The following is a 25,016-nucleotide window of genomic DNA, read 5'->3' as shown; positions in this document are numbered from 1 at the left end:
CTCCTGCACGTCAACAAGGCTGCAAGGATTCAGGAATAAACCTGTCATTGCAATGATATGGATCACTTATTGGACGCTTTATTGCAAACCACGCAGCGGCAGATACAAAACCTGATCGCCCTTGGACAGCTTGCCGCAATTTTCAGGGATTTCAATCAGGCCTTCTGCCCACACCATGGATGATAGCATCCCCGAACTGGTCGAAGAAAAGGCGACCGCTTCGAATTCACCGTCATCAGTCTGTATCAGTCTCGCACGCAGCCATTCGCGACGTCCGGTCCCACGCTGAACATCAAAACCGGCGCGAACCGGAATGCGCACAGGCTCACTCCAAGACCGTTCCGCCCCCATCATATGACGAAGCAGTGGCAAAACATACAGCAGACCGGACACCAGTACCGAAACAGGATTCCCCGGCAATCCGATGACCAGGCATTTGCCAATCCGGCCACGCATCAACGGCTTTCCAGGTTTGATGGCAAGCTTCCAGGCCGTGATTTCACCAAGCTTGTCGACAACCGGTTTCAGCAAATCCGCCTTGCCCACAGACACCCCGCCCGATGTCATCACAACATCATGATTTTGGGCAGCGTCCCCTATTGCGGTGGCAAGCACGTCGAAATCATCCGCAAGCAAGCCAAGATCGGTGACCTGACATCCGATATCTCGCAACATGCCGATCATCGCAAACCTGTTGGAATCATAAATCCCTCCGGGCGGAAGCGGATCCCCCGGTTTTGCCAATTCGTCCCCGGTTGAAAAGACCGCAACACGAAGCGGACGGGCGACTTTGAGACTGGCACGCCCCTGCCCGGCGGCAATCGCGATATCCTGTGGGCGCAAGACCATTCCGGCACGCAGGACAACATCACCTTTTTTGATATCTTCACCCGCCCAGCGGATGTTCTGATGACGCCGGGTCCGGGCAATCACGTCACCGGCAATTTCGATGCCGGTTTCATCCTGATCGGCGATGACATTTTCCTGGATAATGACGCAATCTGCCCCATCGGGAATGGCGGCCCCGGTGGCAATCCGGATGGCCGTTCCTTCTGGTACGGTGCCCGAATACGGATGCCCGGCCAATGACGTCCCGACAACGGGCATAGTTCCTTCAACCGTCGCCAAATCGGCAAAGCGCACGGCATATCCATCCATGGCCGAATTATCGACCGATGGCACAGAAAAACCGGCCATCACATCTTCGCGCAGGACGGCACCATAACAGTCCGTCAGGGGGCGTTCTTCGATATGTTGCGCGACCGGCACCTCGGAAAATGCGATTTCAAGCGCATCGGAAAGCAGTGTCAGTCCGGGTTTGATATTTTGCATCTATGTTACCTGCCCGCGTTGACGTGATTTGGATTTCAGGACTCGCCACCATGGCCCGGGCGGGATTTTGAAATGGCACGGCTTAGCATGATCACCGGCACCACACCGACAAGAACGATGGTCAGCGCACCAAGGGCAGCCTGTTCGATCATCTCGTCCTTGGCAAACTGATAGACATGAGTTGCCAATGTATCGAAATTGAACGGTCGCAAAATCAATGTTGCCGGTAGTTCTTTCATGCCATCGACAAACACCAGTACGGATGCCGCCAGAATTCCGCCCCGCACCATCGGAAAATGAATACGTTTCAGCGTTCCCCACGGGCTTTCGCCAAGGGTCCTTGCAGCGTCATCCATGCTTGGCCGCACCTTGCCCAAGGCAGCTTCGATCGAACCATACGAAACCGCCATGAACCGCACCGCATAGGCAAAAACAAGCGCAAACACCGTCCCGCTGAGCAACAAGCCGGTCGAAATCCCGAACGTATCGCGCATGACAGCATCCAGAGCATTGTCAAATCGTGCAAACGGGATCAGAACCCCGATCGCCAGAACTGCGCCAGGCACGGCATAGCCCACAGATGACAACCGCACGAAGAATTTCAGGAATGGTTGCGGGAATAACCGCAACGCATAGGCCATGAACAATGCACATCCAACCGCCAACGCCGTAGCAAGCCCCGACACCAGCAGACTGTTACCGGCAAATTCAAAGAAATCTGCCGTCCAGCTTTGATCAAAATAGCCGACCGAATAATAAATCAGCACCATCGACGGGACAACAAAGCCCAGCACAATCGGCAAAATGCAGATTGCCAGCGCACCGGTTTTTGCCATCGGCCCAAGATCATAGCCCGGCAGTTCCTGATACCGGTTGGTTGTATCGTGGAAGCGCTGGCGACGGCGCGAATAGCGTTCAATCACCAAAAGCGCAATAACCACCGCCAGCATCGTCAGCGCAATCTGGGCGGCACCGCCCGCGTTGCCCATGCCAAGCCATACATTAAACACCCCGGCTGTCAGGGTATGCACCGCAAAGAAATCAATGGTGCCGAAATCGTTCAGCGTTTCCATCAGCGCAATGACAACACCGACAACAATCGCCGGGCGCGCCAATGGCAATGCAACGGTGACAAACGAGCTCCATGCACTGCGGCCAAGAACGCGGGCAGCTTCGATCACGCAGATTGACTGCGCCAGAAACGCCGCGCGGGCGAGCATGTAAACATAGGGATAAAGTGTCAGACTAAGAACAAGGATCGCCCCGCCCTTGGTACGGATATCGGGGAACCAGTAATCTGCCGCTGATGACCAGCCAAAAATATCACGCAACAACCGCTGCACCGGCCCGGCATATTCCAGCAAATCCGTATAGACATAGGCAACGATATAGGCCGGCACCGCCATCGGCAGAAGCATGGCCCATTCAAAGAACCGCTTGCCCGGAAGTTTGCACATCGTGACAACCCAGGCCGATGAAACGCCAAGCAATGTCACACCGACACCGACACCAAGCATCAGCACGGCCGTGTTTTTGACATAACGCGGCAACATGGTCGATGCCAGATGCGGCCAGATATTCTCTGTCGGGAAGAATGCCAGATAGGCCACGGCGATAATCGGGGCTGCCACCATCATCGCAATGACAAAGGCCCCGATCAGCCAGACAGCCGATTGTCCGCGCGGCAACCAGCGCATGGCAGGATTGCCGCTGGGCGTACGCATCGGATCAAACGTTTCAGTAACTGCGGCGGGACGGATATCCTCGTCCTTTGGCGTGTGGCATGCGTTGTTCAAGGCAGTTTCCGTCTCAGTCGTCAAAGGCCACTTCATCAAGAAGCTGTTTCGCCAAATCCTGATAGCCTGCAATGACGGTTAAAGGCAAATGTTCAGAGGTGAATTCACCCCATGAACGCAACATTTCCGGCCAGACGATCCCGACCGGATATTCAAAATTGACCGCGGCATAAACGTGCTGGATTTCGTTGCTCGACATGAATTCGATCAGTTTCAGCGCATTTTCACGGTTCGGGGCCCGCTTCATCAAGACCACACCGGTGATATTGACGTGGGTGCCAGTGGATTTCTGGTTGGGAAAGACAATCTGGACCCTGCTGGCATCCTTGCGCGTGGCCGGATCATCCAGCATTTTTCCGTAGTAATAGGAATTTGCAATCGCGACACTGCATTCCCCGCGTGCGACCGCCGCAATCTGATCGGCATCGCCGCCCTGGGGTTTGCGCGCCAGATTGCCCTTAACATAGCGCAGCCAGTTTCGGGTATATTCCGGCCCGTGATGCGCAAGCATCGATGCCACAAGGCCGGTATTATAGACATGATATCCCGACCGGATGCAGATCTTGCCACGCCATTGCGGATTGGCCAGTTCCTCGTAACTTTCGATTTGCATCTGGTTTCCGGCCTGACGCGGGGTGACCAATACCCGTGCCCGCGATGTCAGCCCGACCCAAAGATTGTTGGTATCGCGATATGTCGTGGGAATGTTTTCATCAACGATTGGCGATGTGATCGGTGATGCGATATCGGCATTTGCCGCCTCGACCAAGCGCCCGACATTCACGGCAATCAGGATATCGGCCGGGGTTGATTCATGTTCGCGTCGAATTCGGTCGACCAAATCTGTCTGGGAATACAGAACGTTAACGCGAATTCCTGTTGCTTTGGTAAAACGGTCAAAGACAGGCTGAATGAATTGCGGCTGACGTTCGGTATAAACATTGACTTCATTGCCGGCCTGCGCGGATGTGCCCATTCCCAACGCCAGCAGACATCCGAAAATCATCCTTTGAACGTAACTGCCCGCCATCAACCCGCGCCATGTTCCCCAACGACATCAATCTGGACATAGTTGCCCAATGTGTCCGGGAAATCAATTCAGACAAATCAATTATACCAACCAGCTCGCCGCCCCTATCCCGAAGACAGGGGCGTTATGGCGTGATGAATTTATTCGTTAAAGCCGACTTCATCGATCAGACGAATGGCCGCACCACGATTTTCGGCGATCTTGTTCAAAGACAGTTCATCATGGGTAAAGGTACCCCAGGACCGCACCATTTCCGACCATGCCACACCCGGCTTCACCGGATATTCGAAATTGACGTCGGCATACATGTGCTGGGCTTCATCACCTGACAGGAACTCGACCAGCTTGATGGCGTTTTCCTTGTTCGGGGCATGTTTCATGAGGGCAACCCCCGAAATATTGACATGCGTACCCCGGTCACCCTGGTTCGGGAAGACAATGCGCACCTGTTTTGCTGCCGGGGCCTTGTTCGGGTCATCCAGCATCTTGCCGTAATAATAGGAATTGCCGATCGCCAGATCACATACGCCCTGCGAGACGGCCTCGATCTGGTCGATATCGGCACCCTGGGGCTTACGCGCCAGATTTTCCTTCACCGATGTCAGCCAGGTTTTCGTATATTCTTCGCCGTGATGGGCAATCATCGATGCGATCAGCGCGATGTTATAAACATGCATGCCCGACCGCACACATATCCGGCCTTTCCATTTCGGATCGGCCAGTTCCTCGTAGGTGGAAATCGCATCCGGTGCGACACGGTCAAGCGATGTGTAAAGCACACGCGCACGGGTCGTCAGACCGACCCACAATTCATTTTCATCGCGAAACTGGTCCGGGATGTTTGCTTCGAGTACGTCACTTGTCAGCGGCTGGGCGATATCGGCATCAACGGCATCCTGAATACGACCGATATCAACCGTCAGAAGCAGGTCGGCAGGACTGTTGCGCCCTTCATGCTTGATCCGTTCAACCAGACCACTTTGCGAAAACAGCGTATTGACCCGGATACCGGTTTCTTCGGTGAAACGCTTGAACATCGGTTCGATCAGGAAAGGCTGTCGCAAGGAATAGACATTCACTTCTTCTGCTGCATTGGCGCCCTGAACCATCGAAAGTCCCATTGCAGCCGCGACCAGACCATAGACCGTTTTGCGCAGAAAAATCATGAATGCCTCTTGTGGATGTGCTGTGCGAACAAACAGCAATTAGGAATGATTTGTATTCGCCGTCGGCGAAATTAAAGGCCAGAGCCCGGTTCTTGCAAGCCCGAAAGCACAGATTTTCGATGTTAAAGGGCAGACATGCGGACAAATGCGGCTTTTTGGCCATCCTAACCACAAATATGAAAAAGGGATGGCAATGAGCCATCCCTTCAAAAATTCTGCTTTCAGAAGCAGCGATCTATTCGTTGTAGCCGACCGTATCAACCAGTTTGATCGCATCCGGGCTAAGACGTGCAATGTCGGAAAGCGGCAGTTCGTCAGCCTTGAAGGTGCCCCAGGATTTGACGTTCTCGGCCCATTCGACACCCGGTTTCACAGGATATTCGTAATTGACCTCTGCATAGATTTGCTGAGCAACATCGCCGGTCAGGAATTCCATCAGCTTCACGGCGTTTTCGCGGTTCGGACCATCCTTGATCAGGCTCATGCCCGAGATGTTCATCGACATTCCACGATCTGCCTGGTTCGGGAAGACGATATTGACCGACTCTGCCCACGGGCGCTGCTCTTCGTTGTCGAGCATCTTGCCATAGTAATAGGTATTGCCGATCGCGACGTCACAAACGCCTTCCTTGATCGCCTTTACCTGGGCGCGGTCATTGCCCTGCGGCTTGCGGGCAAGGTTGTTTTTCAAACCTTCGAGCCATTCTTTGGCTTTTTCTTCGCCATGAACAGCAATCATCGACGCAAACAGCGCAACGTTATAAACATGCGTGCCGGAACGGGTGCAGATTTTGCCTTCCCATTTCGGGTCTGCCAGATCTTCGTAAGAGGTGATTTCACCTTCGGCCACGCGGTCCTTGGACGCATAGATCGCACGACCACGCTGGGTCAGCGCAAACCAGTGACCTTCGGGATCACGCAGATGCGCCGGGATGTTGCCATTGATGACATCATTGGAAACAGCTTCGGTTACGCCGGCATCAACAGCCTGCTGGATACGGCTGATATCGACCGTCATCAGAATGTCGGCCGGGCTGTTCGCCCCTTCCTGCTTGATACGTTCGACCAGACCTTTTTCCGCAAAGATCACATTGACCTTAACGCCCGTCTGTTCGGTGAATTTTTCAAACAGCGGCTCGACCAGGAATTCCTGGCGAAGGGAATAAACATTCACTTCCTGTGCGCTGGCAATGGCTGCTGCAAAGGTGGTCGCACCGAATACGGCACCACCGATCAATTTCCTGATTTCCATCTGAACGATCCCTATTGAACGTGATTACGTCTCAACTCCCATGAAGTTGCAATTAATTTGCAACCGCGCTTGCAATTAAGAGCAATCCGCCGTCATTTCAATAAGGTTTCATCCTAAGGCCGCCCGAAGTGTGATTCACATCACTCCATCGCACCCCGCACTAAAAGAATGCTTGAACTCCTAGAGAACGTTGAACGACCCGCCGCTTGAGGTACGCCATGCATCCAGGAATTCCTGATAGGCGGGAATATCCCCCGCCCGTTCTTCAAGCCAGCCAACTGTCAGATTAATCGCGTGATTATATCCGTCATGATCGGTCAGCCCGGTATGCAGGGCATGGCGCAGATACAGCAAATAGGTATTGAGCACATCTGTTTCACAATAACGGCGAATGCCATCGATCTCGCCATTGTCAAACATGTCCGAAACCTTGCTGCCATCAACACCGGTCTTGCCCGGCAAATCCAGTGCAGCACAGACTTCATTCATCTTGGTGCGGGCTGATGCACCGTAATCAGACAGCACTTCGGCAAGGTCACAATGCCAGTTCGGCGCATAACGGGATGTGTAGTTTTCCCATTTGTTCGATGCCTGATGCAGCCAGCGTGCCGTAACGCCATGCTTCATCGCGCGGTATTTCAGAACCGGCAAATCAAACCCCCGACCATTGAAGCTGACCAGTCTGGGATAAAGCTTTCCGCAATAGGCAAAGAACCCGTTCACGAGATCCTTTTCCTCGGATGTCAGATCCCCGCCGGACCGCAATTCTTCGATCTCGTACATTTCAAGATCACCATCGCGCTGGATGGTTGCACGCAGAAAGCTGATCGCAACAACCTTGTGAAACGGTTGACGGGGGAACCCATTGCGACCGCTGGTGATTTCCAGATGATAATCTTCGAGCATCTTCCGTCCGGTTTCCGGATCGGGTGCCGTTTCACCAGTCAGTTGCGGCAAAACATCAATGTCGGGAACGGTTTCAATATCAAAGACGAACAGACTGGAATGCATCATCACGGGCCCCACAGGTTTGTTTTGCCCACCATAACGGCAAGCAGACCGGATTTCACGGGAATATCGGCATGAATTCCATCCAGTATAGCTGACATCTCCTGCCATCATTGTCAGGAGCAACCTGTCATCATGGCTGCAACTGACCGGGATCACATCATGGTTAACTGACGCACCGGGGGTTGCATCCATTTTGCGCGCCCGGTTAAACTTGCGCATGGGACTTTAACCACCTGTATCAGGGGCACTGTCGGCTTCATCGGGGGACCTACCAGGATGAGTCACGCAAATATCGGGCAAAAGCAGTGCATTTGATGCGTTTCCGGACCGCAACCACGAAGGGACAGAAGGATGAAAACCCTGCCTACCGGAGCCGCAATGCTGATGGCCGCTGGCCTTGCATTTTCCACATTCATTTCAACCGCACAGGCACAGGACGCGACATGCGAAATTGATCGCCCCGTCATGTTTGCCGGCCTGAATTATGACAGTGCGCTTTTTCACAATGCCGTTGCACGGTTCATCATCGAAAAGGGGTATGGCTGCAAAACCGATGCCCTGCCCGGTGACGTCATTCCGCTTTTGACCGGTGCCGGCAAAGGCGATGTTGATGTCGTCATGGAAATCTGGCGCGACAATGTGGCTGATGCCTGGAAAAAGGCAGAGGCAGCCGGAACCGTCAGCCAGATCGGGGTAAATTTTGACGATGCTGTCGAAGGATGGTTTGTCCCGCGCTACGTGATCGAAGGCGATGCCGCACGCGGGATCGAGCCGATGGCACCGGATCTGAAATCGGTTGATGATCTGCCGAAATATGCATCCTTGTTTGAAGACCCCGAAGAACCCGGCAAGGGGCGCTTTTATAACTGCCCGTCGGGCTGGGTATGTGAAAAGGTCAACTCGGCAAAGCTTTCAGCCTATCAGCTTGATGACAGCTTTACCAATTTCCGCCCCGGCACCGGTGCGGCACTTTCCGCGGCAATCGCATCTGCGCATAAACGCGGCAAACCGGCACTTTATTATTACTGGGGACCGACCTGGGTCATGGGGCTTTATGACAGCTACCGGCTCGAAGAACCGGCCTATGACCAGACCATTTTTGATGCGCTGAAAACCGATCCTTCCCCGAAAAAGGCAACCGCATATCCGCAAAGCACGGTGACGGTCGGTGTCAATTCCGACTTCATGAAATCCGCGCCGAAACTGATCGAGTTCCTGACCCATTATGAGACCAGCAATGCACTTGTTTCGGAAATGCTGGCTTATATGCAGGAAAACAACGAAAAGCCCAAAGGCGCGGCACTTTATTTCCTGAAACAAAAACCGGATGTCTGGAAAGCCTGGGTCCCGGAAAAGGTCGCCGCCCGGGTTGAGGCCGCTTTGTAAGCTGCTGTGCAAAGCAGCCTTGCAAAAGGCACTGTAAACGACTGATTTTGATGTGTGGGGCGGATCGTTTTCCGCCCCATATTTTTTGCGCATTTTGCCGCTGCCATCACATCCATTCCGGCATCGCGTCATCCTGACGGGCTAACTCAGCTCATTTTCCAAGTGAAAACAACCAAAGGAAACAGAGATGAAAATCCGTTTTGATGCCTTGCGTGGTCTTGCGCGCCACGTGACCATGGCCGGAATCATGATTGCGCTTGGTGCGGTCGTTGTACCTTCCCCATCGCATGCAGCTTCTTGCACGGCCACCACCAATTCCGCCTTTGCAACGACGATCGCAAACGGGCATGCCTATACCAAACACAAGGACGAATTTGTTAAGGGAAAAGTCATTGACAATCTGGCTTTTCCGGACGCCACCATCGCCAGTGCTGGCGAGTTTGCCACTTTCCTGAAGGGCATTCTGGACGCGCCCAGCGAAAACAAGTCGCTTGCCAATAGCCGCGCGGCATACTGGGACAGCCGTACCGGCACAATCATCATCACCAATGCAAATGCAGGTGATTGCGGCACGGCATTTCGCCCCACGGATGGCGTTACCTATTACAACCAGCAAAAATGACACCTGACAGGACTGGATTTTAATAATCATGCCCGGCACGCAGCCGGGCATGACAAACCGAAACAGATCAGAGCTGCAAGGAACCCGAAATGTCAGACCATGACAGCAAAATATCACTGTTGCTTACACGCGACGAAGCGATCGCGGTGTCAAATGCATTAAACTATATGGCAGCCGGTTGCGATGCGAACGAGTGTTCCACCCTCACCGGCGCAAGCCCGAAACAAATTCAGGCAATTTTTGATCGTCTGAAACAGAATTTGGATGAAACCGAAAAATGAACTGAATTAACCCGGGCACGCGGACATAAAATACTTGGCCCGTCTGCTGCCCTGCCTGCCCGTATGCCATTGGTGAATGGTCATCAGTCACCATAAGGCGAAGAACCATCTGTTCGGGTCGGCGGCCTTGGATCGACTTCGGTCGTATCCATCAAACGGGCAACATGTTGCAACGAATCAAGGATCTGCTTGCGTTCATCCAGATCAAGCATTTCATAGCGCAACATGAAATGGCCATCCATCAAAGGTGGCGTATTGATCAGAACTTCCCGCCCCTTGTCGGTCAGGCTGCTATTGACGACACGTTTGTCGCTGGCATTGCGAATGCGCACGATAAAGCCGCGTTCTTCAAGACGGTTCAGAATTGTGGTTACCGTCGCCTGACTAAGTGACACGTGGCGAGATATTTCACGCACAGTAACCGCACCAAGTTCTTCGATCGCAAGCAACACAACCAGCTGCGGAACCGTAAGACCACAAACCTTCATTACATGTTTTGAATGAAGATCCGTTGCTCGGATAATCTGTCGCAATGCGACAAGAACATCGAGAAATTCCTTACGCTTTGGCTGTTCCGACCCCATCTTGATGCGGCTCCTTCCGTTCTTCGTTGCGCCCAACTTAACGCCATTATAATTTGACATCAAATGTTTTGAGCTGTAACTATCGCCTTAACGAATATAACGAGACTTGGGGGAACCTGCGCCAGGCGGCCATCCGGCCCGAAGGCGCCTTGCGGGTTTCACAATGAAAAAATCCGACGGGCACCATGATCGCGCCAACGTTTTGTCCTGGCGGGATTCAAGATGTTCATCGCCAAAATTCGATAAGGGCTCATGACCGAAAAAATCGTTGTAAAAGACCTCTATAAAGTCTTTGGCGACCATCCTGATCAGGCCATGCAAATGATCAATGACGGTATCGACAAGGACGAAATTTTCGACAAGACCGGCCAGACCGTCGGTGTCTGTGGCGCCAATTTTACCGTCCATGAAGGTGAAATTTTTGTGGTGATGGGCCTGTCGGGATCGGGCAAATCCACCCTGGTGCGGCTTTTGAACCGCCTTATTGAACCGACATCGGGTCAGGTTTTGTATGATGGCGTCGATATTGCCGCCATGTCGGACGAAGAATTGCGTGCCCTGCGCCGCAGCGACATGGCCATGGTTTTCCAGTCATTTGCCCTGATGCCGCATCTGTCCGTCATTGATAATGCTGCCTTTGGCCTTGAACTGGCCGGCGTTGACGAGGCCGAGCGTCATGAACGTGCCCTTGCCGCTCTTGATCAGGTTGGCCTTAAGGCCCATGCCAATTCCTATCCGGATGAACTTTCCGGCGGCATGCAGCAGCGCGTCGGCCTTGCCCGCGCATTGGCCAATGACCCGGCAGTCATGCTGATGGACGAAGCATTTTCCGCACTTGATCCGCTGATCCGGACAGAAATGCAGGACGAGCTGCTTACGCTTCAGCGTGAACACAAACGCACGATCATTTTCATTTCGCATGATCTTGACGAAGCCATGCGCATTGGTGACCGCATTGCTATTATGGAAGGCGGGATTGTGGTTCAGGTCGGCAGCCCGGAAGAAATCCTCAACAACCCGGCGAATGATTACGTCAAATCGTTCTTCCGCGGTGTTGATGTTTCCACCATTCTGAGCGCCAAAGACATTGCGTCAAAACGTCAGGTCACGGTTATCGAACGCGAAGGCGTTGGCCTTAAGACCGCGCTTAACCGTCTGCGTAATGAAGACCGCGAATATGGCTATATCGTCGGTGACAAGCTTGATTTCCATGGAATCATTTCTGTCGACAGCCTTGACGAAGCCATCAAATCGGGTGCGGACAAACTGTCGGCAGCCTTCCTGCCAAATGTCGAACCGGTTTCCCATGACACACCGCTTTCCGATCTGATCGGGACGGTTGCGCATGCACCATGCGGTGTTCCCGTCATCGCAGAAGACGGCAAATACATGGGCGTGATCAAGAAAGCCAACCTGTTGGCCACCCTTGACCGAGAAGGAGACGGCACCAATGGCTGATACCAGTAATCCTTGGGGCCAGAGCTCAGAGGCCGGCTCCGCTGACAGTGCGGGTTCATCCGCAACAAGCACAACCAGCAACCCGTGGGGAAGCGCAAGCCCGGATGCCGCGGCAAGCGGCCCGGGCGGCAGCACCGGTGGCGATGCCGCAGCATCGTCTGACTGGCTGTCAAACGCGGCCCCTGCCCCGGAAAAGCATTTTGACATTTTCCACCCGTTCCAGGATGCGCTGATCCCGCTTGATGGCTGGGTCAATGACGGTCTTGAATGGATTGTCGAGAATTTCCGAAGCGTCTTCCAGGCCATCCGCTGGCCGATTGATGCGGTTCTGAGCGGTGTTGAAGCCGGGCTGCAAGCAACCCCGGCGATCCTTGTCATCATCATCATGGCGCTGATTGCATGGCAGCTTGCCGGACGTCGTCTGGCCATCGGGACACTGGCATCAATGATTGCGGTCGGTCTGATCGGTGCGTGGTCCGAAGCAATGGTGACGCTGTCGCTTGTCATCACATCGGTCTTTTTCTGTGTGGTGATTGGCCTTCCGACCGGTATCTGGCTGGCGCGTAACGAACGTGCATCCAATGCCGTGCGTCCGATCCTTGATGCCATGCAGACAACACCGGCCTTCGTTTATCTGGTGCCGATTGTCATGCTGTTTGGCATCGGCAACGTGCCGGGCGTGGTGGTTACCATCATCTTTGCCCTGCCGCCACTGATCCGCCTGACCATTCTTGGCATTCGACAGGTCCCCGGTGATCTGGTTGAAGCTGCGCGGTCATTTGGTGCCAGCCCGAAACAGCTTCTGTTCCGGGTTCAGCTCCCGCTTGCGATGCCGACCATCATGGCTGGCGTTAACCAGACGCTGATGCTGGCGCTGTCGATGGTTGTGATTGCCTCGATGATTGCAGTTGGCGGTCTGGGTCAGATGGTCCTGCGTGGCATCGGCCGACTGGATATGGGTCTGGCAACGGTTGGCGGCATTGGCATCGTCCTTCTGGCGATTGTCCTTGACCGCATGACCCAGGCGCTGGGCCGCGACCAGCGATCCAAGGGAACCCGTCACTGGTATGAAAGCGGCCCTGCTGCTGTCGTACGGTCGATCCTTGGCAAGAAATAATACCGAACAACGAGATAGCTGACGGAACCAGGAACGGTTCCGTCAGTTTGGAGAACAGGGACAGATAAACTGTCCGAAGCTCATTAAAACCAGGAGAAGCTCATGACGATCCTCAAAAAACTGACAACTGGCGCTGCGATTGCCGTTACCGGCTCCATGCTGATGACCGGTGCTGCATTTGCCGATCATCATATGCCGGGCAAAGGCGTCGAAGTTCAGCCACTCAAAAGCTCGATCGCCGAAGAAACCTTCCAGACCCTTCTGGTCATGAAGGCGCTTGAAGAACTGGGCTATGACGTCAAGCCGATCCAGGAAATCGAATATGCTGCCGGTCACGTTGCCATCGGCAACGGCGATGCAACTTTCCTGGCTGACCACTGGAACCCGCTTCATGCCGATTTCTACACGGCTGCTGGCGGTGACGAGAAAATCTATCGTAAGGGCGTATATTCGCCGGGCGCGCTTCAGGGCTACCTGATCGACAAGAAAACCGCCGACAAATACAACATCACCAATGTCAGCCAGCTTGCTGATCCGGAAATCGCCAAACTGTTCGACAATAATGGCGACGGCAAAGCCGACCTTTCGGGTTGCAACCCGGGCTGGGGCTGTGAAGGTGTGATCGAACATCACCTTGATGCATACGGCCTTCGTGACACCGTAACCCATAATCAGGGTTCCTATTCGGCCATCATCGCCGATACCATCACCCGTTACAAAGCCGGTGAGTCGATCCTTTATTACACCTGGACCCCGTACTGGGTTTCGGGCGTTCTGGTTCCGGGCAAAGACGTAACCTGGTTGCAGGTGCCGTTCTCGTCGCTTCCGGGCGAACGTAAAGATGCCGACACCTCCCTTCCGGATGGTTCGGACTTCGGTTTCCAGGTCAACAACCAGCAGATCATCGCCAACAAGGCATGGGCAGAAGCCAACCCGGCAGCAGCCAAGTTGTTTGAAGTCATGGAAGTTTCGGCCAACGACATTTCGGCTCAGAACCTGCGCATGCGCGATGGTGAAAAGTCCGCCGAAGACATCGGCCGTCATGCTGATGCCTGGATCAAGGCACATCGTGAAATCTTTGATGGCTGGCTTGAAGAAGCTCGCGCTGCTGCGAAGTAATTCCGGCAAGCCGTTCCTTCAGGCATCCGTCTGATTTGAAAGACCAGACACCCCGCAGATCAAATTCTGCGGGGTGTTTTTTTGCGGACCAACCAAAAACTGTCAGGAGATGTCAGGCGTCACTCGATTTACAGTCGCATGTAAAGATCGAACTTGTTAGGCTTTCAAACTCATTGATTTTTTGAGCAACACGGGCCTGCCGTCGCCATGTTTCCGGAACAATTGAATGTGCCTTTGGGCAAGTGGGTCAATCAGTTCGTTGATTGGCTGGTTATCAATTATGGCACAGCGTTCGAGGCCTTTGCCGACAGCTTGTTGACCATTCTGGTTGGGCTGGAACAGCTTCTGCGTGGTGCACCTTGGTGGCTGGTACTGATTGCGATTGCTGCCATCACCTGGCATGCCAGCAAAAACTGGAAGCTGGTTGCCGGCCTTGTGATCGCTATGTTTGTCATCGGCACGCTGGGCCTTTGGGACAAGGCGATGCAGACCCTTGCCCTGATGATTGTTGCGACCTCGCTTTCGGTCGTTATCGGGGTTCCGGTCGGCATCGCAATGGCAATGTCCAACCGATTGCGGGCCATTATGCTGCCTGTCCTGGATACCATGCAGACCATGCCGAGCTTTGTGTATCTGATCCCTGCCCTGATGTTGTTTGGCCTTGGCAAGGTACCGGCCATTCTGGCCACCGTGATCTATGCCGCGCCACCGGTCATTCGTCTGACCGATCTTGGTATTCGTCTGGTCGATCCCGAAGTTCTTGAAGCATCACGTTCGTTCGGCGCCAGCCGCAAACAGATCCTGTTTGGTGTTCAGTTGCCGCTTGCCCTGCCCAACATCATGGCCGGCATCAACCAGACAACCATGATGTCCATTTCCATGGTGGTGATTGCGTCCATGATCGGCGCGCGCGGCCTTGGCGAGCAGGTCCTGATGGGTATCCAGCGCCTTGATGTCGGCGCAGGCATGGAAGCCGGCATTGCGATTGTGCTTCTGGCGGTCGTCTTTGACCGGATCGGCCAGGCCTATGGCAAGCGATCCCAGCGCACATCAAGCGCGGAGGACGGGCAATGAGTTATATCGAAATACGCAATATTTTCAAAATATTCGGTCCTGATCCGGATGTTGCACTTGCACTGGCAAAGGCCGGTTCGGACAAGGAAGAAATCCTTGCAAAGACCGGCAACACAGTGGGCCTTCATGATGTGTCCCTGTCAATTGAACAGGGCGAAACATTTGTGGTCATGGGCCTTTCGGGATCCGGAAAATCGACATTGATCCGCCACCTTAATCGCCTGATTGATCCGACGGCAGGCCAGGTATCGTTTGGCGGCGAAGATATTCTGTCGATGGATATCCCGACCCTGAATGCATTTCGTCGCAAGCGGCTTGGCATGGTGTTTCAACGGTTCGGGTTGCTCCCCCATCGCAATGTGATGGACAATGTCGCCTATGGGCTCGAAATCCAGGGAACTGATCGCAAAACCCGCGAAGCAGCCGCAAGCAAATGGATTGATCGCGTCGGGCTTGCCGGGTACGAAGCCAAATTCCCCGATCAGCTTTCAGGTGGCATGCAACAGCGTGTTGGCCTTGCCCGGGCACTCGCCACCGACCCGGAAGTCCTTTTGATGGACGAGGCCTTTTCCGCCCTTGACCCCCTGATCAGATCGGACATGCAGGACGAGTTGATGAAGCTTCAGGCCGAACTGCACAAGACCATTGTCTTCATAACCCATGACCTTGACGAGGCACTCAAGATCGGTGACCGGATTGCCATTCTCAAGGACGGGAAACTCATCCAGGTCGGCCGCCCCGAAGAAATCGTTCTTAACCCTGCTGACGCCTATGTGCAGGCCTTTACCCGGGATGTGAACCGGGGCAAGGTCCTGCGTGCCAGAAGCATCATGGAACCGATAAAACCGGCATCCGGCACGGACGGGTTTTCAACCGCGCATGCGGTCCGCCACGATACCCGGCTTGAGGATATCCTGCCTGTAGCACTTGGCTCAGATACCGCAATCACGGTAACGGGCAACGACAACCACCCCATCGGAACCATTGGCAAAAAACAGATTCTTGACGCCCTGTCGGTGCATAGCAACGACTAGCCAACACTTGAATTTCGCATTCTTCTACTTTAACTCGATAAGAAGGGGATTTGAACAGATTGAGCAAGCGTCGGGACCGTGCCGCAAGATAACGTAAACATAATTCACGTCCTGTGCGATCAGGACCACCGTCACTTGCTTCCGGAAAGCTTGATGGGGTTTGATCTGTGCCTGCTTGATCCGGCAAAGCCGATCCGGGCTGATATCATGTCGCTGATCATAGATGTCGACCTTCAAAACCCGGACATGATTGCCAGGCTTCGGGCCTTTCGCAAAGTATCAGAGCGCGGCTCGGACCAGATTATTGCAATCGGCAAGGGCAACCTTCAAGACGAGTTGCAGGCCACAGCACTTGGCGCGCGCAAAACCATTCTCAAGCCGTTATCGGAAAAGTCGCTGGCGACTTATATCGAAGACCGTCGCACGGCCTATGGCATGACGGGCAAGACCGCAACCGCGACCACGCAGTTGGCAGCAAAAGCCATCCAGAACAGCTTTGACAAGATCACCAGCAATCAGCCCGTCGATCTGAAACAGATCAACGAGGCCGGCCAGAACATCGCAACTGCCATTGCCGATCTGGGCATTTCGGAATGGCTAAGCACGGTGCGCGTCTATCATCAGTCAACTTTCCAGCACATCTTGCTGGTGACCGGCATTGCCTGTGCCTTTGCACAAAGTACGGGCATGAGCAAAACCGACGTCGCGAAACTGACCGAGGCCGGGCTTCTGCACGATATTGGCAAGATCTGGATTTCGGACACGATCCTCGATAAGCCGGGGGAACTTACCCCCGAAGAGTTCGAGATCATCAAACGTCACCCTGTCGAAGGGTACAAGAAGCTGTCTGAACAGGGAAATCTTGACCCGGCCGTCCTTCATAGTGTCAGACATCATCACGAATATCTTGATGGCAGCGGCTATCCCGATGGGTTGACGGCGGACGCCATTCCCGATCTGACGCGTATTCTTACGATTTGCGATATCATGGGGGCGTTGCTTGAAGAACGTGCCTACAAACCACGATTTAGCGTCGAAAAATCAATCTCGATCCTGAAATCGATGGGCAAGGAAGGCAAGGTCGAGCTGGCACTGGTGCTGGCACTCGAAACCGTGATGAAAAAGCACACCTCAATTCCCGACAATGTTGCCGATCTGATCAATCAAACCGGCTGACTTTGCCCGTGGCGTTTATAACGACGGGTTGCCATCCGTCAGAACACATCGCCGGAAATAGCGAATAACATCGCCGTCCTGCCCGTTTGTCGGCTTCTGATGATGTGCGCGATACATGCGGCTGTCCAGAACCCCGGAATTGTCAGCGGCAATTATCAGCCACAAAAAACCGTCCACATCGGCACGACCACGATCCGTTGTTGAGGGCAAGACACTGCCATTTGGATGCGAATGAAAGCAGCCCACCACCTCGTCACCGCTTTGACGGGCCAGACGATAGGTATCAATCAGGGTTTGCGGATCAATTTCAAAGGTTCTGAGCGGATCATCGGCAACATTGCGTGCTGCCACCACCCGACGGATCCGGTTTGGTGTCTGCTTTGCCGCAACAAGAAGACCACAGCATTCTTCCGGCCATTGCATTGCGGCCAGATTGCACATTTCCTGATGCAGGTCAGCAGACAGAATGACAGCCGAATGATCGCCGGTGTCGCAGGCTTTCTGATTTGTCATGCTGCCGCTATCCTGTTTGCCTTGCCCTTGTTGGCCTGTCTGATCGCCTGCGCGAACCCTATTGGCCGTCAGCATTCAAAATAATACGACCAAGGACCTTTTTATCGGTCAGCGACACAATAACAAGACGCGCACCAAGTCCATCCGGGCCTTCGATATGCAGGATTGCCTGTGTTCCCTGAACGGAATAAGCGACCAGCACTTCACCAGGTGCAACATCGATAGTGATGTCACCAAAATCCGGGATGACGGGTGCACCGGAAAATCCGGTCGCCACCTGCGGGCCGTTATCAAGGCCAGCGATCGGAACCGAAGGCGCCTGCCCCGTATCGGTGCTTTCTGCTTCCTTGGCGTTTTTATCAAGTGACAGCCCATAAGCCACAAGCCCGATGCCGATCACGATCAGCACCCCCATGAACACAACCAAGGCCTTAACTACACGCATCTTGTTTCCAACCAACCCATCTGTTTGACATCAGCATGGCCGGTCCACTGCCCCGATCACGCAAAACACATCCCAAGGCCATAGCTGCAAGCACCAACAATTGCAAGATCACAACATAAACGAGCCGCACCCTTTGTCGTGCCCGGTGTATTGGATCGCTCCTTTTGATGGTTTCCGTATTCCCGCGCGCAAACGAACCGGCCTCATCCCCGGGATCATGACGGCATTTCATTGCAATCGGGCATAAAACAGCTACAAACTGCCAGCACAAAGCATAACCTGTTACACTGCATATCGAAATCAGACTGCAAGACATTGATGACCAGTAGCGACCAGATGCCAGAACAACTCCGCTATATTGCAACTGCCCAGGACGAAGGTGCGCGCCTTGACAAGGTGCTGGCTGTGGCCTGGCCGGATCAGTCCCGTTCACGCATCAAGGCATTGATCGAAGATGGTCATCTGCGCGTGAATGGCGATGTCGCGCGCAAGATGTCGACCAAAGTCAAACAGGATGACGTGTTTGAACTTGTCATTCCGCCGGCCGAACCGGCCGAGCCGATTGCCGAAAACATCAAACTTGATGTCCTGTATGAAGATGATGACCTTCTGGTGATCAACAAACCGGCGGGGATGGTTGTCCATCCGGCAGCCGGAAATGAAAGCGGCACGCTGGTCAATGCGCTTCTGGCCCATTGCGGCGATAGTCTTTCGGGGATTGGCGGGGTCAAGCGACCCGGCATCGTCCACCGACTGGACAAGGATACCAGCGGTGCTATGGTCGTTGCCAAAAACGATACGGCCCACCGTGCGCTTTCGACCCTGTTTTCCGAGGATAAGGAAAATATCGATCGGGCGTACCTTGCGGTTGTGTGGGGGGTTCCGCGTCCGCTTGCCGGTGATATCGAAGGCAATATCGGCAGAAGTCCGCGCAACCGCAAGAAAATGACGGTTCTTAGAACCGGCGGAAAATATGCACTAACCCACTATAAAACACTTCAGTTCAGAGACGACTCGTTAGCATCTCTGGTTGAATGCCGTCTTGCGACCGGCCGAACCCACCAAATTCGGGTGCATATGACCCATATCGGCCACTCACTTGTGTGTGATCCAGTTTACGGCAGGAATAAAAATTCACAGAAGTGCAACTTGGAGACGCAAGAACTTCTGAACGCATTCAACAAACAGGCTCTACACGCCAGAACTCTGGGATTTATTCACCCTCGCACCGGGGAATATATATCGACAACAGCACCCCTTCCCGACGACTTGAACGCATTGATTGAGAGCCTAAACCTATCCCAAGGGATAGTATAGATTAAACTTTATGGTCAAAAAATAATTGACGCCATCTAATACCCTCGTATAAGGTTTAGTCAGTGCTAGGGGATAACAGCACTTGATCGAAGCATAACGGGAGGCTTCAATGAAACAGGGAAATGCTCTGCCAGTAATCTCTCAGGATGGTCTGACTGTATATTTGCAGCGTATCCGACGTTACCCGATGCTTACCCCCGAACAGGAAACGACGTACGCATGCAATTTCCGCGACAACGATTGTGACAAGTCGGCGGAAAAACTGATCACAAGCCATCTGCGACTGGTTGCCAAGATTGCCATGAGCTATCGCGGCTATGGTCTGCCTTTGAATGAATTGATTTCCGAAGGCAACGTGGGCCTGCTGCAATCTGTCAAACGTTTTGACCCTGACAAGGGTTTCCGGCTTGCAACCTACGCCATGTGGTGGATCCGCGCAGCCATTCAGGAATACATCCTGCATTCCTGGTCGCTTGTGAAAATGGGCACCACGGCCGCGCAGAAGAAATTGTTCTTTAATCTTCGCAAACTCAAAAGCCAGATGCAGGCGATTGATGAAGGGGATCTGTTACCAGAACAGGTCGAACTCATCGCGACCAAGCTGAATGTTTCCGAAGATGACGTGATTATGATGAACCGTCGCCTTGCCGGTCCTGATCATTCGCTCAATGCACCTGTCCGTGTTGACGGCGATGGTGAATGGGTCGACTGGATCGAAAGCGACGACGAAGACCAGGAAACCCTTTACGGCAAACGTGAAGAATTCCTACAACGGATGAATATGCTTAAAAGTGCCATGTCGCATCTTAACGATCGTGAACGTGACATTCTGACGCAGCGTCGCCTGCTTGAAAGCCCGGTTACTCTGGAAAACCTCAGTGTCGCCTATGGTATTTCACGCGAACGCATCCGGCAGATCGAAGTCCGGGCCTTTGAAAAAGTCCGCAAATCGATCCACAGCGATCTGCCACACTAAGGGTACTTACCAGCCCTCTTCCCCCTTGCAACGAACTACGGCGGACAAATTGTCCGCCGTTTTTTATGTCATCGATGATGTAAATCGGATCAAAACATCATGGCATGATCAGTTCCCGGACCGATCGACTTCCTTGATCAGACTGTCGCCCCAGGTTTTGATCAGGGCACGCTGCTTTTTGCGAAGCTCCCCTACCCGGCGCTGGGCTGAAAGATTAAGCACATTGGCAACGATCGGCGGCATCGCAAGATACAGCAACCAGCCAAGGCCCGCCGCCCCGTACATAATTGATAATGCCAGTGGCTGAAAGATCTGCTGGGTCGCACCGCCCACTGTTTGCGACGGCACTTGCCACAGTTCAAGGATATAGGGTGCAACACCGGAAAAATTCAGACCAAACACACAGCGCGCCATGGTCCGGCCCGGACTGCGATCAAAGATGAACGCGACCAGCGACGGCAACAAGCCGACCACCAATGTCACAAAGGTCGGCAGGGCGACCATGAATAGCAGCACAGCAGATGCAACCACGGACAAACCGGAAAATGCGCTGCGGCCGCCCTTTTTGGTGCTTTTACCTTTTGCCATGTCGATCCCTTAAAAGATATGCATCAAGAACAGTGCCGATACCGTCAGCAGCGCGATCATGGTTGATGCGAATGCCGCGGCCTGCTGACCGACTTTTTCCGCAAGTTCCAATCGCGCCGGCCCCGAAGATTCAAGGTCGAAAACCTCGCTTTCGGCTTCGGAATATTCAGCCACGGCCTCGACAAATTCGGACTGATCCTTGCGGCGTTCCTGTTCATCATTGATCAGGTTGTAAAGCTCCACCAGATTGCCGCGCTTGGCCAGTTTCGGGATTTCGGTTTCAACCCGTTCCCGACGCGCCTTGCTGTGGAATACCTTGATGGCCGGTTCCATAAGCCGCGCCACCCAGTGCGACAGATTTTGCAAATTGTCCGGTCCGTGACGCCATTGCACAATCGCCAGCATACTAATGATGGCGCGGCTATATTCGACCTCGTCAGACGGGTTTTGCATGGCCATCAACTGGCCTTCGATATCATCTTCAAGACGGGTGGCGATGAAAGCAGCAATATGGCGATCCACCGGCCAGCTGTCTTCAGACGCACTTTCCGCTGCCTTTTCGAGCGCCGGAAGAAGTTGCGAAATTTCAACAACATATTCCTGTTCGATCATCGGGCTCAGGCAATGCTGGTTACGCACAAGCGCATAAAGACAACGCTCATAGCCATAACCTGCACTTTGTTGCTGAACGTAATAGCGCAGGTTTTTATATACCTGCTGAAGCTTTTGAATTTCCGGGCTGAATCCTTCCTGGCGGCCAAACCAGTAGGCCGGAATATCGCGGACGATCACATCGGCAAATCGCTGTGGGCCACGTCCATGCTGCACGTCATAGGACAACATATATCCAAGACCATCGACCATGGCCGAAAAGCCCTTGAACCGGACCGGTCCCTGATGGTCCATGATCAGGATAGCACGTGCGACCAGAACATCTTCGGCCGCACGCTTGTCCGCGCCTGCCCATTGCAACTGCCGCATGGCATCTGCAAGTGCCTTGGCCCGATCATTGTCGCCAAGACCGCGCCGCAGCCAAATCTCGATCGTGCCGTCGCGCAATGGCGCAAGTGCACTGACCCAGTTCTTTGCCATTCCTTGGGCAAGGGAACGCACGGTATAGTAGTCACGCCCCGACAGGTTCTGGGATCGTGCGGCGCGTTTTTCGCTATTGGCCTGCACCGGCTTGGTCCGGCGACCGTCCAGCCATGCATTCAGTTCGGCAAAGCCCCAGCGTTCTTCGGGATCATCACAAAGCAACCCGCGAACCGGCTCGATCAGAACCAGTGGCAATCTTTCCTGTGATGCAATTGCCTGAAACGATCCCTTTGCCAGTTTGAGATCCATGATCTCCTGATCGCCCAGTTTGCTGAGCGGACGGTGACCGATCCCGAGTTCCGCCAATGTCATGCCCAGGGCATACAGATCGTCCATGATGGTACCCGATCCGCGACCTGCGGCATCGGCGCTCATTCTGGCAGTTGTTTCATAGACAAGCGGCTGGGCATAGCCCGGCGGTGTCGCGGCACAATCCCCCAAAACGACTTTCTGGCGCAACGGGTCAGCATAAAACAGGTTGCCAGCACGAATATTGCGATGTGCCAGATTTTTTTCGCCAAAGGACTGCAACACACCCATAAGCGGTTCGATGACCACTGTGCCGATTTCGTGTTCGTCGATGGTCGCCTTTTTGCTTTCACCGGTGACGACACGACCGCCAGCGGGCTTTTCATAGAACAACACCATGGTGTTGCGCCCGAATGGCGGCCAATAGGCAATCTCGCTGTCAAGCAGGTCAATCTGACCTGCCATATGCATACCGGTCAGAAAGTTGATATGTTCCTGACGGGTTGGCAAGGCCGGATCGGCAACAACCGCAAACGCACTGCCTTCATCGCGGCGCAAATTATCAGCGGAATAGGCCTTGCACGGGCCCATATCAAATTCCGGCATACGCAGATCAAGAAAAACCCGGAAATTGCCGATTTCGATGCTTTTGCCGCCGGTTGAAAACTCGACATTTTCCGGACCGGCTTCGGGATTGGCATCATCGGGTTCTTCGGGCGCAGGCGCACCGCCGCCCGGCGCATCCATCACTGGTTCTCGCGCAGCACCGCTCGAAACTTCCTGTTCCTGGTCTTCTGCTTGCTCTGCCATGATCCCGATATTTCTTTACGAGTTATCGTTATTTGGTGACGCGCATGATCTGATGAACCGTCATCCTGACGCGACATTCAGTACGCTACCGTCAAAAGGTTGATAAAACGATACTTCTGATACGCCACACGAGCAAGCTGTTATAAGACCGGCACACCGGGCCTGCATGCGACAACACATTCAGACAAAACGAAAAAAGCCACCAGTCGGAACTGGTGGCTTTTGCTGTGCGATGCACAAACCCTGTATCAGGCGCTGAACGGGTCGTGAACCAGAATGGTGTCATCACGTTCCGGGCTGGTTGACAGCAATGCCACCGGCGCTTCGATCAGTTCTTCGATACGGCGAACATATTTGATGGCCGCTGCCGGAAGATCGGCCCAGCTGCGTGCGCCCATGGTCGTTTCCGACCAGCCTTCGATGGTTTCATAAACCGGCTTTGCCTTGGCCTGAAGACGCTGGTTGGCCGGAAGATGATCATAGATCTTTCCGTCAATGTCATAGCCGGTGCAGATCTTGATTTCATCAAAACCGTCAAGCACGTCAAGCTTGGTCAGAGCGATACCGGTGATGCCGTTGACTTTGACCGACTGGCGCACCAGGGCGGCATCAAACCAGCCACAACGGCGTTTACGACCGGTCACAACGCCAAATTCACGGCCACGTTCGCCAAGACGTTCGCCATCGGCGTCAAACAGTTCGGACGGGAACGGTCCTTCGCCGACACGGGTGGTATAGGCCTTGGTGATACCAAGAACATAACCAACACCGGACGGGCCCATGCCAGAACCGGCAGCGGCCTGACCAGATACCGTATTTGACGAGGTCACGAACGGATAAGTACCGTGATCAATGTCAAGCATCGTGCCCTGGGCACCTTCAAACAGGATACGCTTGCCAGCTTCCTTGAACTGGTTCAGCGATTTCCAGACGGTGTCAGAGAACGGCAGGATTTTCGGCGCGATTTCCTTAAGCTGAGCAAGAAGCTCTGCCCCGTCGACTTCCGGCTGACCAAGACCACGCAGAAGCGCATTGTGGTGGGTCAGAAGGTTTTCAACCTTTGCCTCAAGCAGATCAACATCAGCCAGATCACCAACGCGGATCGCACGACGACCAACACGGTCTTCATAAGCCGGGCCGATACCGCGACCGGTGGTACCGATCTTGTTGTCACCTGATGCCGCCGCTTCGCGTGCACGATCCAGATTGCCATGCAGCGGCAGGATCAGGCAGGCATTTTCCGCCAGACGGAGGTTTTCCGGGGTGATATCCACGCCCTGCTCTTTCAGGCGGCCGATTTCGGCAAGCAACGCCCAAGGATCAACAACAACGCCGTTGCCGATCACAGACAGCTTGTTCTGGCGAACAATGCCGGACGGCAGCAGGCTGAGTTTATAGGTCACGCCATCGATCACCAAAGTATGACCGGCGTTATGACCACCCTGGAAACGCACAACGACATCTGCCCGTTCGGACAGCCAGTCGACGATCTTGCCTTTACCTTCGTCCCCCCACTGGGAACCGATCACGGCAACATTGGTCATCGCAAAACTCCTTGCGCGATAAAAAGTTCGTTCAGTTAGGG

Annotated in this window: 23 protein-coding genes; 11 read left to right on the top strand and 12 right to left on the bottom strand. The window is 53.9% G+C overall.

Translation table 11 applies throughout. The features are described from left to right. Positions 1-78: 78 nt before the first annotated feature. From glp to M9H61_RS03115, 6 genes are all read right to left on the bottom strand, one after another. The gene (gene glp, locus M9H61_RS03140) at positions 79-1,332 is read right to left on the bottom strand and encodes a gephyrin-like molybdotransferase Glp (RefSeq protein WP_250283341.1); all 1,254 of its coding nucleotides are present in this window, start codon (positions 1,330-1,332) and stop codon (positions 79-81) included. A 35-nt stretch (positions 1,333-1,367) separates the two neighbouring features. After that, positions 1,368-3,128, bottom strand: coding sequence for an iron ABC transporter permease (locus M9H61_RS03135; RefSeq protein WP_242512850.1), 1,761 nt, complete (start codon positions 3,126-3,128; stop codon positions 1,368-1,370). Positions 3,129-3,141: 13 nt separating this feature from the next. Beyond that, a complete protein-coding gene (locus M9H61_RS03130; RefSeq protein ID WP_228195353.1) occupies positions 3,142-4,104 on the bottom strand; it encodes an extracellular solute-binding protein in 963 nt (320 codons plus the stop codon). A 194-nt stretch (positions 4,105-4,298) separates the two neighbouring features. Beyond that, positions 4,299-5,324 carry a Fe(3+) ABC transporter substrate-binding protein gene (locus M9H61_RS03125; RefSeq protein WP_114112462.1) on the bottom strand — a complete coding sequence of 342 codons (1,026 nt, stop codon included), beginning with the start codon at positions 5,322-5,324 and terminating at the stop codon, positions 4,299-4,301. Between the two features lie 235 nt (positions 5,325-5,559). Further along, positions 5,560-6,576, bottom strand: a complete 1,017-nt coding sequence (locus M9H61_RS03120; RefSeq protein WP_068519355.1) for a Fe(3+) ABC transporter substrate-binding protein — start codon at positions 6,574-6,576, stop codon at positions 5,560-5,562. A gap of 180 nt (positions 6,577-6,756) precedes the next feature. After that, a complete protein-coding gene (locus M9H61_RS03115) occupies positions 6,757-7,590 on the bottom strand; it encodes a 3'-5' exonuclease (protein WP_250283338.1) in 834 nt (277 codons plus the stop codon). A 348-nt stretch (positions 7,591-7,938) separates the two neighbouring features. On the opposite strand from M9H61_RS03115, the gene M9H61_RS03110 reads away from it, so the two are divergent. The 3 genes from M9H61_RS03110 to M9H61_RS03100 all read left to right on the top strand — a co-directional run bounded on the left by M9H61_RS03110 (position 7,939) and on the right by M9H61_RS03100 (position 9,876). Beyond that, a complete protein-coding gene (locus M9H61_RS03110) occupies positions 7,939-8,973 on the top strand; it encodes an ABC transporter substrate-binding protein (protein ID WP_250283335.1) in 1,035 nt (344 codons plus the stop codon). Positions 8,974-9,160: 187 nt separating this feature from the next. After that, a complete protein-coding gene (locus M9H61_RS03105) occupies positions 9,161-9,595 on the top strand; it encodes a hypothetical protein (protein WP_250283333.1) in 435 nt (144 codons plus the stop codon). Positions 9,596-9,684: 89 nt separating this feature from the next. Then, positions 9,685-9,876 carry a hypothetical protein gene (locus tag M9H61_RS03100; protein ID WP_228195349.1) on the top strand — a complete coding sequence of 64 codons (192 nt, stop codon included), beginning with the start codon at positions 9,685-9,687 and terminating at the stop codon, positions 9,874-9,876. Positions 9,877-9,959: 83 nt separating this feature from the next. Here the strand turns inward: M9H61_RS03100 and M9H61_RS03095 are convergent, their stop codons facing one another. Next, positions 9,960-10,460: a MarR family winged helix-turn-helix transcriptional regulator gene (locus M9H61_RS03095; RefSeq protein ID WP_250283330.1), complete on the bottom strand. Its 501-nt coding sequence runs from the start codon at positions 10,458-10,460 to the stop codon at positions 9,960-9,962. Between the two features lie 252 nt (positions 10,461-10,712). On the opposite strand from M9H61_RS03095, the gene proV reads away from it, so the two are divergent. From proV to M9H61_RS03065, 6 genes are all read left to right on the top strand, one after another. Next, positions 10,713-11,918, top strand: coding sequence for a glycine betaine/L-proline ABC transporter ATP-binding protein ProV (gene proV / locus M9H61_RS03090; protein WP_068519350.1), 1,206 nt, complete (start codon positions 10,713-10,715; stop codon positions 11,916-11,918). Then, positions 11,911-13,035 (top strand): glycine betaine/L-proline ABC transporter permease ProW, encoded by a 1,125-nt coding sequence (gene proW / locus M9H61_RS03085; protein WP_250283328.1) that lies wholly within the window; start codon positions 11,911-11,913, stop codon positions 13,033-13,035. Before proV ends, proW begins: the two co-directional genes overlap by 8 nt. Positions 13,036-13,137: 102 nt before the next feature. After that, positions 13,138-14,154, top strand: coding sequence for a glycine betaine/L-proline ABC transporter substrate-binding protein ProX (gene proX / locus M9H61_RS03080; RefSeq protein WP_068519348.1), 1,017 nt, complete (start codon positions 13,138-13,140; stop codon positions 14,152-14,154). 207 nt (positions 14,155-14,361) lie between these two features. Beyond that, positions 14,362-15,228, top strand: a complete 867-nt coding sequence (locus M9H61_RS03075) for a proline/glycine betaine ABC transporter permease (protein WP_250283326.1) — start codon at positions 14,362-14,364, stop codon at positions 15,226-15,228. Further along, a complete protein-coding gene (locus M9H61_RS03070; RefSeq protein ID WP_250283325.1) occupies positions 15,225-16,262 on the top strand; it encodes a glycine betaine/L-proline ABC transporter ATP-binding protein in 1,038 nt (345 codons plus the stop codon). Before M9H61_RS03075 ends, M9H61_RS03070 begins: the two co-directional genes overlap by 4 nt. Before the next feature lie 153 nt (positions 16,263-16,415). Then, entirely contained in the window at positions 16,416-17,438 is a 1,023-nt protein-coding gene (locus M9H61_RS03065) for an HD-GYP domain-containing protein (protein ID WP_114112469.1), read from the top strand. Positions 17,439-17,453: 15 nt separating this feature from the next. Here M9H61_RS03065 and M9H61_RS03060 read toward each other — a convergent pair whose 3' ends face one another. Together M9H61_RS03060 and M9H61_RS03055 are read right to left on the bottom strand one after the other, a co-directional pair. Beyond that, positions 17,454-17,951, bottom strand: coding sequence for a Mov34/MPN/PAD-1 family protein (locus tag M9H61_RS03060; RefSeq protein ID WP_250283322.1), 498 nt, complete (start codon positions 17,949-17,951; stop codon positions 17,454-17,456). A 58-nt stretch (positions 17,952-18,009) separates the two neighbouring features. Further along, complete coding sequence (locus tag M9H61_RS03055; RefSeq protein WP_250283320.1) at positions 18,010-18,396, bottom strand: hypothetical protein; 387 nt, start codon at positions 18,394-18,396, stop codon at positions 18,010-18,012. A 318-nt stretch (positions 18,397-18,714) separates the two neighbouring features. Here M9H61_RS03055 and M9H61_RS03050 point away from each other — a divergent pair, with 318 nt between their 5' ends. Continuing rightward, positions 18,715-19,713 carry an RluA family pseudouridine synthase gene (locus tag M9H61_RS03050; protein ID WP_250283318.1) on the top strand — a complete coding sequence of 333 codons (999 nt, stop codon included), beginning with the start codon at positions 18,715-18,717 and terminating at the stop codon, positions 19,711-19,713. Between the two features lie 109 nt (positions 19,714-19,822). Beyond that, a complete protein-coding gene (gene rpoH, locus M9H61_RS03045) occupies positions 19,823-20,689 on the top strand; it encodes an RNA polymerase sigma factor RpoH (protein WP_068519342.1) in 867 nt (288 codons plus the stop codon). A gap of 108 nt (positions 20,690-20,797) precedes the next feature. Here the strand turns inward: rpoH and M9H61_RS03040 are convergent, their stop codons facing one another. The 3 genes from M9H61_RS03040 to M9H61_RS03030 all read right to left on the bottom strand — a co-directional run bounded on the left by M9H61_RS03040 (position 20,798) and on the right by M9H61_RS03030 (position 24,975). Further along, entirely contained in the window at positions 20,798-21,277 is a 480-nt protein-coding gene (locus tag M9H61_RS03040) for a hypothetical protein (protein WP_101246082.1), read from the bottom strand. 9 nt (positions 21,278-21,286) lie between these two features. Beyond that, complete coding sequence (locus M9H61_RS03035; protein WP_206927491.1) at positions 21,287-23,431, bottom strand: protein kinase family protein; 2,145 nt, start codon at positions 23,429-23,431, stop codon at positions 21,287-21,289. Positions 23,432-23,679: 248 nt separating this feature from the next. Beyond that, positions 23,680-24,975 carry an adenylosuccinate synthase gene (locus tag M9H61_RS03030; protein WP_068519339.1) on the bottom strand — a complete coding sequence of 432 codons (1,296 nt, stop codon included), beginning with the start codon at positions 24,973-24,975 and terminating at the stop codon, positions 23,680-23,682. Positions 24,976-25,016: the final 41 nt, after the last annotated feature.

The organism is Thalassospira sp. GO-4 (genome assembly GCF_023588965.1).
GTDB lineage: Bacteria > Pseudomonadota > Alphaproteobacteria > Rhodospirillales > Thalassospiraceae > Thalassospira > Thalassospira povalilytica.
The sequence above is the reverse complement of the archived record's forward strand: the minus strand, read 5'-3'. Positions and strand labels throughout refer to the sequence as shown.

Excerpts from the sequence above, each read along its gene's own strand:
- M9H61_RS03120 (WP_068519355.1), bottom strand. The coding sequence starts at position 6,576 with ATGGAAATCAGGAAATTGATCGGTGGTGCCGTATTCGGTGCGACCACC.
- rpoH (WP_068519342.1), top strand. The coding sequence starts at position 19,823 with ATGAAACAGGGAAATGCTCTGCCAGTAATCTCTCAGGATGGTCTGACT.
- M9H61_RS03075 (WP_250283326.1), top strand. The coding sequence starts at position 14,362 with ATGTTTCCGGAACAATTGAATGTGCCTTTGGGCAAGTGGGTCAATCAG.
- M9H61_RS03050 (WP_250283318.1), top strand. The coding sequence starts at position 18,715 with ATGACCAGTAGCGACCAGATGCCAGAACAACTCCGCTATATTGCAACT.
- M9H61_RS03115 (WP_250283338.1), bottom strand. The coding sequence starts at position 7,590 with ATGATGCATTCCAGTCTGTTCGTCTTTGATATTGAAACCGTTCCCGAC.
- M9H61_RS03100 (WP_228195349.1), top strand. The coding sequence starts at position 9,685 with ATGTCAGACCATGACAGCAAAATATCACTGTTGCTTACACGCGACGAA.
- M9H61_RS03035 (WP_206927491.1), bottom strand. The coding sequence starts at position 23,431 with ATGGCAGAGCAAGCAGAAGACCAGGAACAGGAAGTTTCGAGCGGTGCT.
- M9H61_RS03105 (WP_250283333.1), top strand. The coding sequence starts at position 9,161 with ATGAAAATCCGTTTTGATGCCTTGCGTGGTCTTGCGCGCCACGTGACC.
- M9H61_RS03070 (WP_250283325.1), top strand. The coding sequence starts at position 15,225 with ATGAGTTATATCGAAATACGCAATATTTTCAAAATATTCGGTCCTGAT.
- M9H61_RS03095 (WP_250283330.1), bottom strand. The coding sequence starts at position 10,460 with ATGGGGTCGGAACAGCCAAAGCGTAAGGAATTTCTCGATGTTCTTGTC.
- M9H61_RS03055 (WP_250283320.1), bottom strand. The coding sequence starts at position 18,396 with ATGCGTGTAGTTAAGGCCTTGGTTGTGTTCATGGGGGTGCTGATCGTG.
- glp (WP_250283341.1), bottom strand. The coding sequence starts at position 1,332 with ATGCAAAATATCAAACCCGGACTGACACTGCTTTCCGATGCGCTTGAA.
- proV (WP_068519350.1), top strand. The coding sequence starts at position 10,713 with ATGACCGAAAAAATCGTTGTAAAAGACCTCTATAAAGTCTTTGGCGAC.
- M9H61_RS03040 (WP_101246082.1), bottom strand. The coding sequence starts at position 21,277 with ATGGCAAAAGGTAAAAGCACCAAAAAGGGCGGCCGCAGCGCATTTTCC.
- M9H61_RS03125 (WP_114112462.1), bottom strand. The coding sequence starts at position 5,324 with ATGATTTTTCTGCGCAAAACGGTCTATGGTCTGGTCGCGGCTGCAATG.
- proW (WP_250283328.1), top strand. The coding sequence starts at position 11,911 with ATGGCTGATACCAGTAATCCTTGGGGCCAGAGCTCAGAGGCCGGCTCC.
- M9H61_RS03130 (WP_228195353.1), bottom strand. The coding sequence starts at position 4,104 with ATGGGCACATCCGCGCAGGCCGGCAATGAAGTCAATGTTTATACCGAA.
- M9H61_RS03030 (WP_068519339.1), bottom strand. The coding sequence starts at position 24,975 with ATGACCAATGTTGCCGTGATCGGTTCCCAGTGGGGGGACGAAGGTAAA.
- proX (WP_068519348.1), top strand. The coding sequence starts at position 13,138 with ATGACGATCCTCAAAAAACTGACAACTGGCGCTGCGATTGCCGTTACC.
- M9H61_RS03065 (WP_114112469.1), top strand. The coding sequence starts at position 16,416 with ATGGGGTTTGATCTGTGCCTGCTTGATCCGGCAAAGCCGATCCGGGCT.
- M9H61_RS03110 (WP_250283335.1), top strand. The coding sequence starts at position 7,939 with ATGAAAACCCTGCCTACCGGAGCCGCAATGCTGATGGCCGCTGGCCTT.
- M9H61_RS03060 (WP_250283322.1), bottom strand. The coding sequence starts at position 17,951 with ATGACAAATCAGAAAGCCTGCGACACCGGCGATCATTCGGCTGTCATT.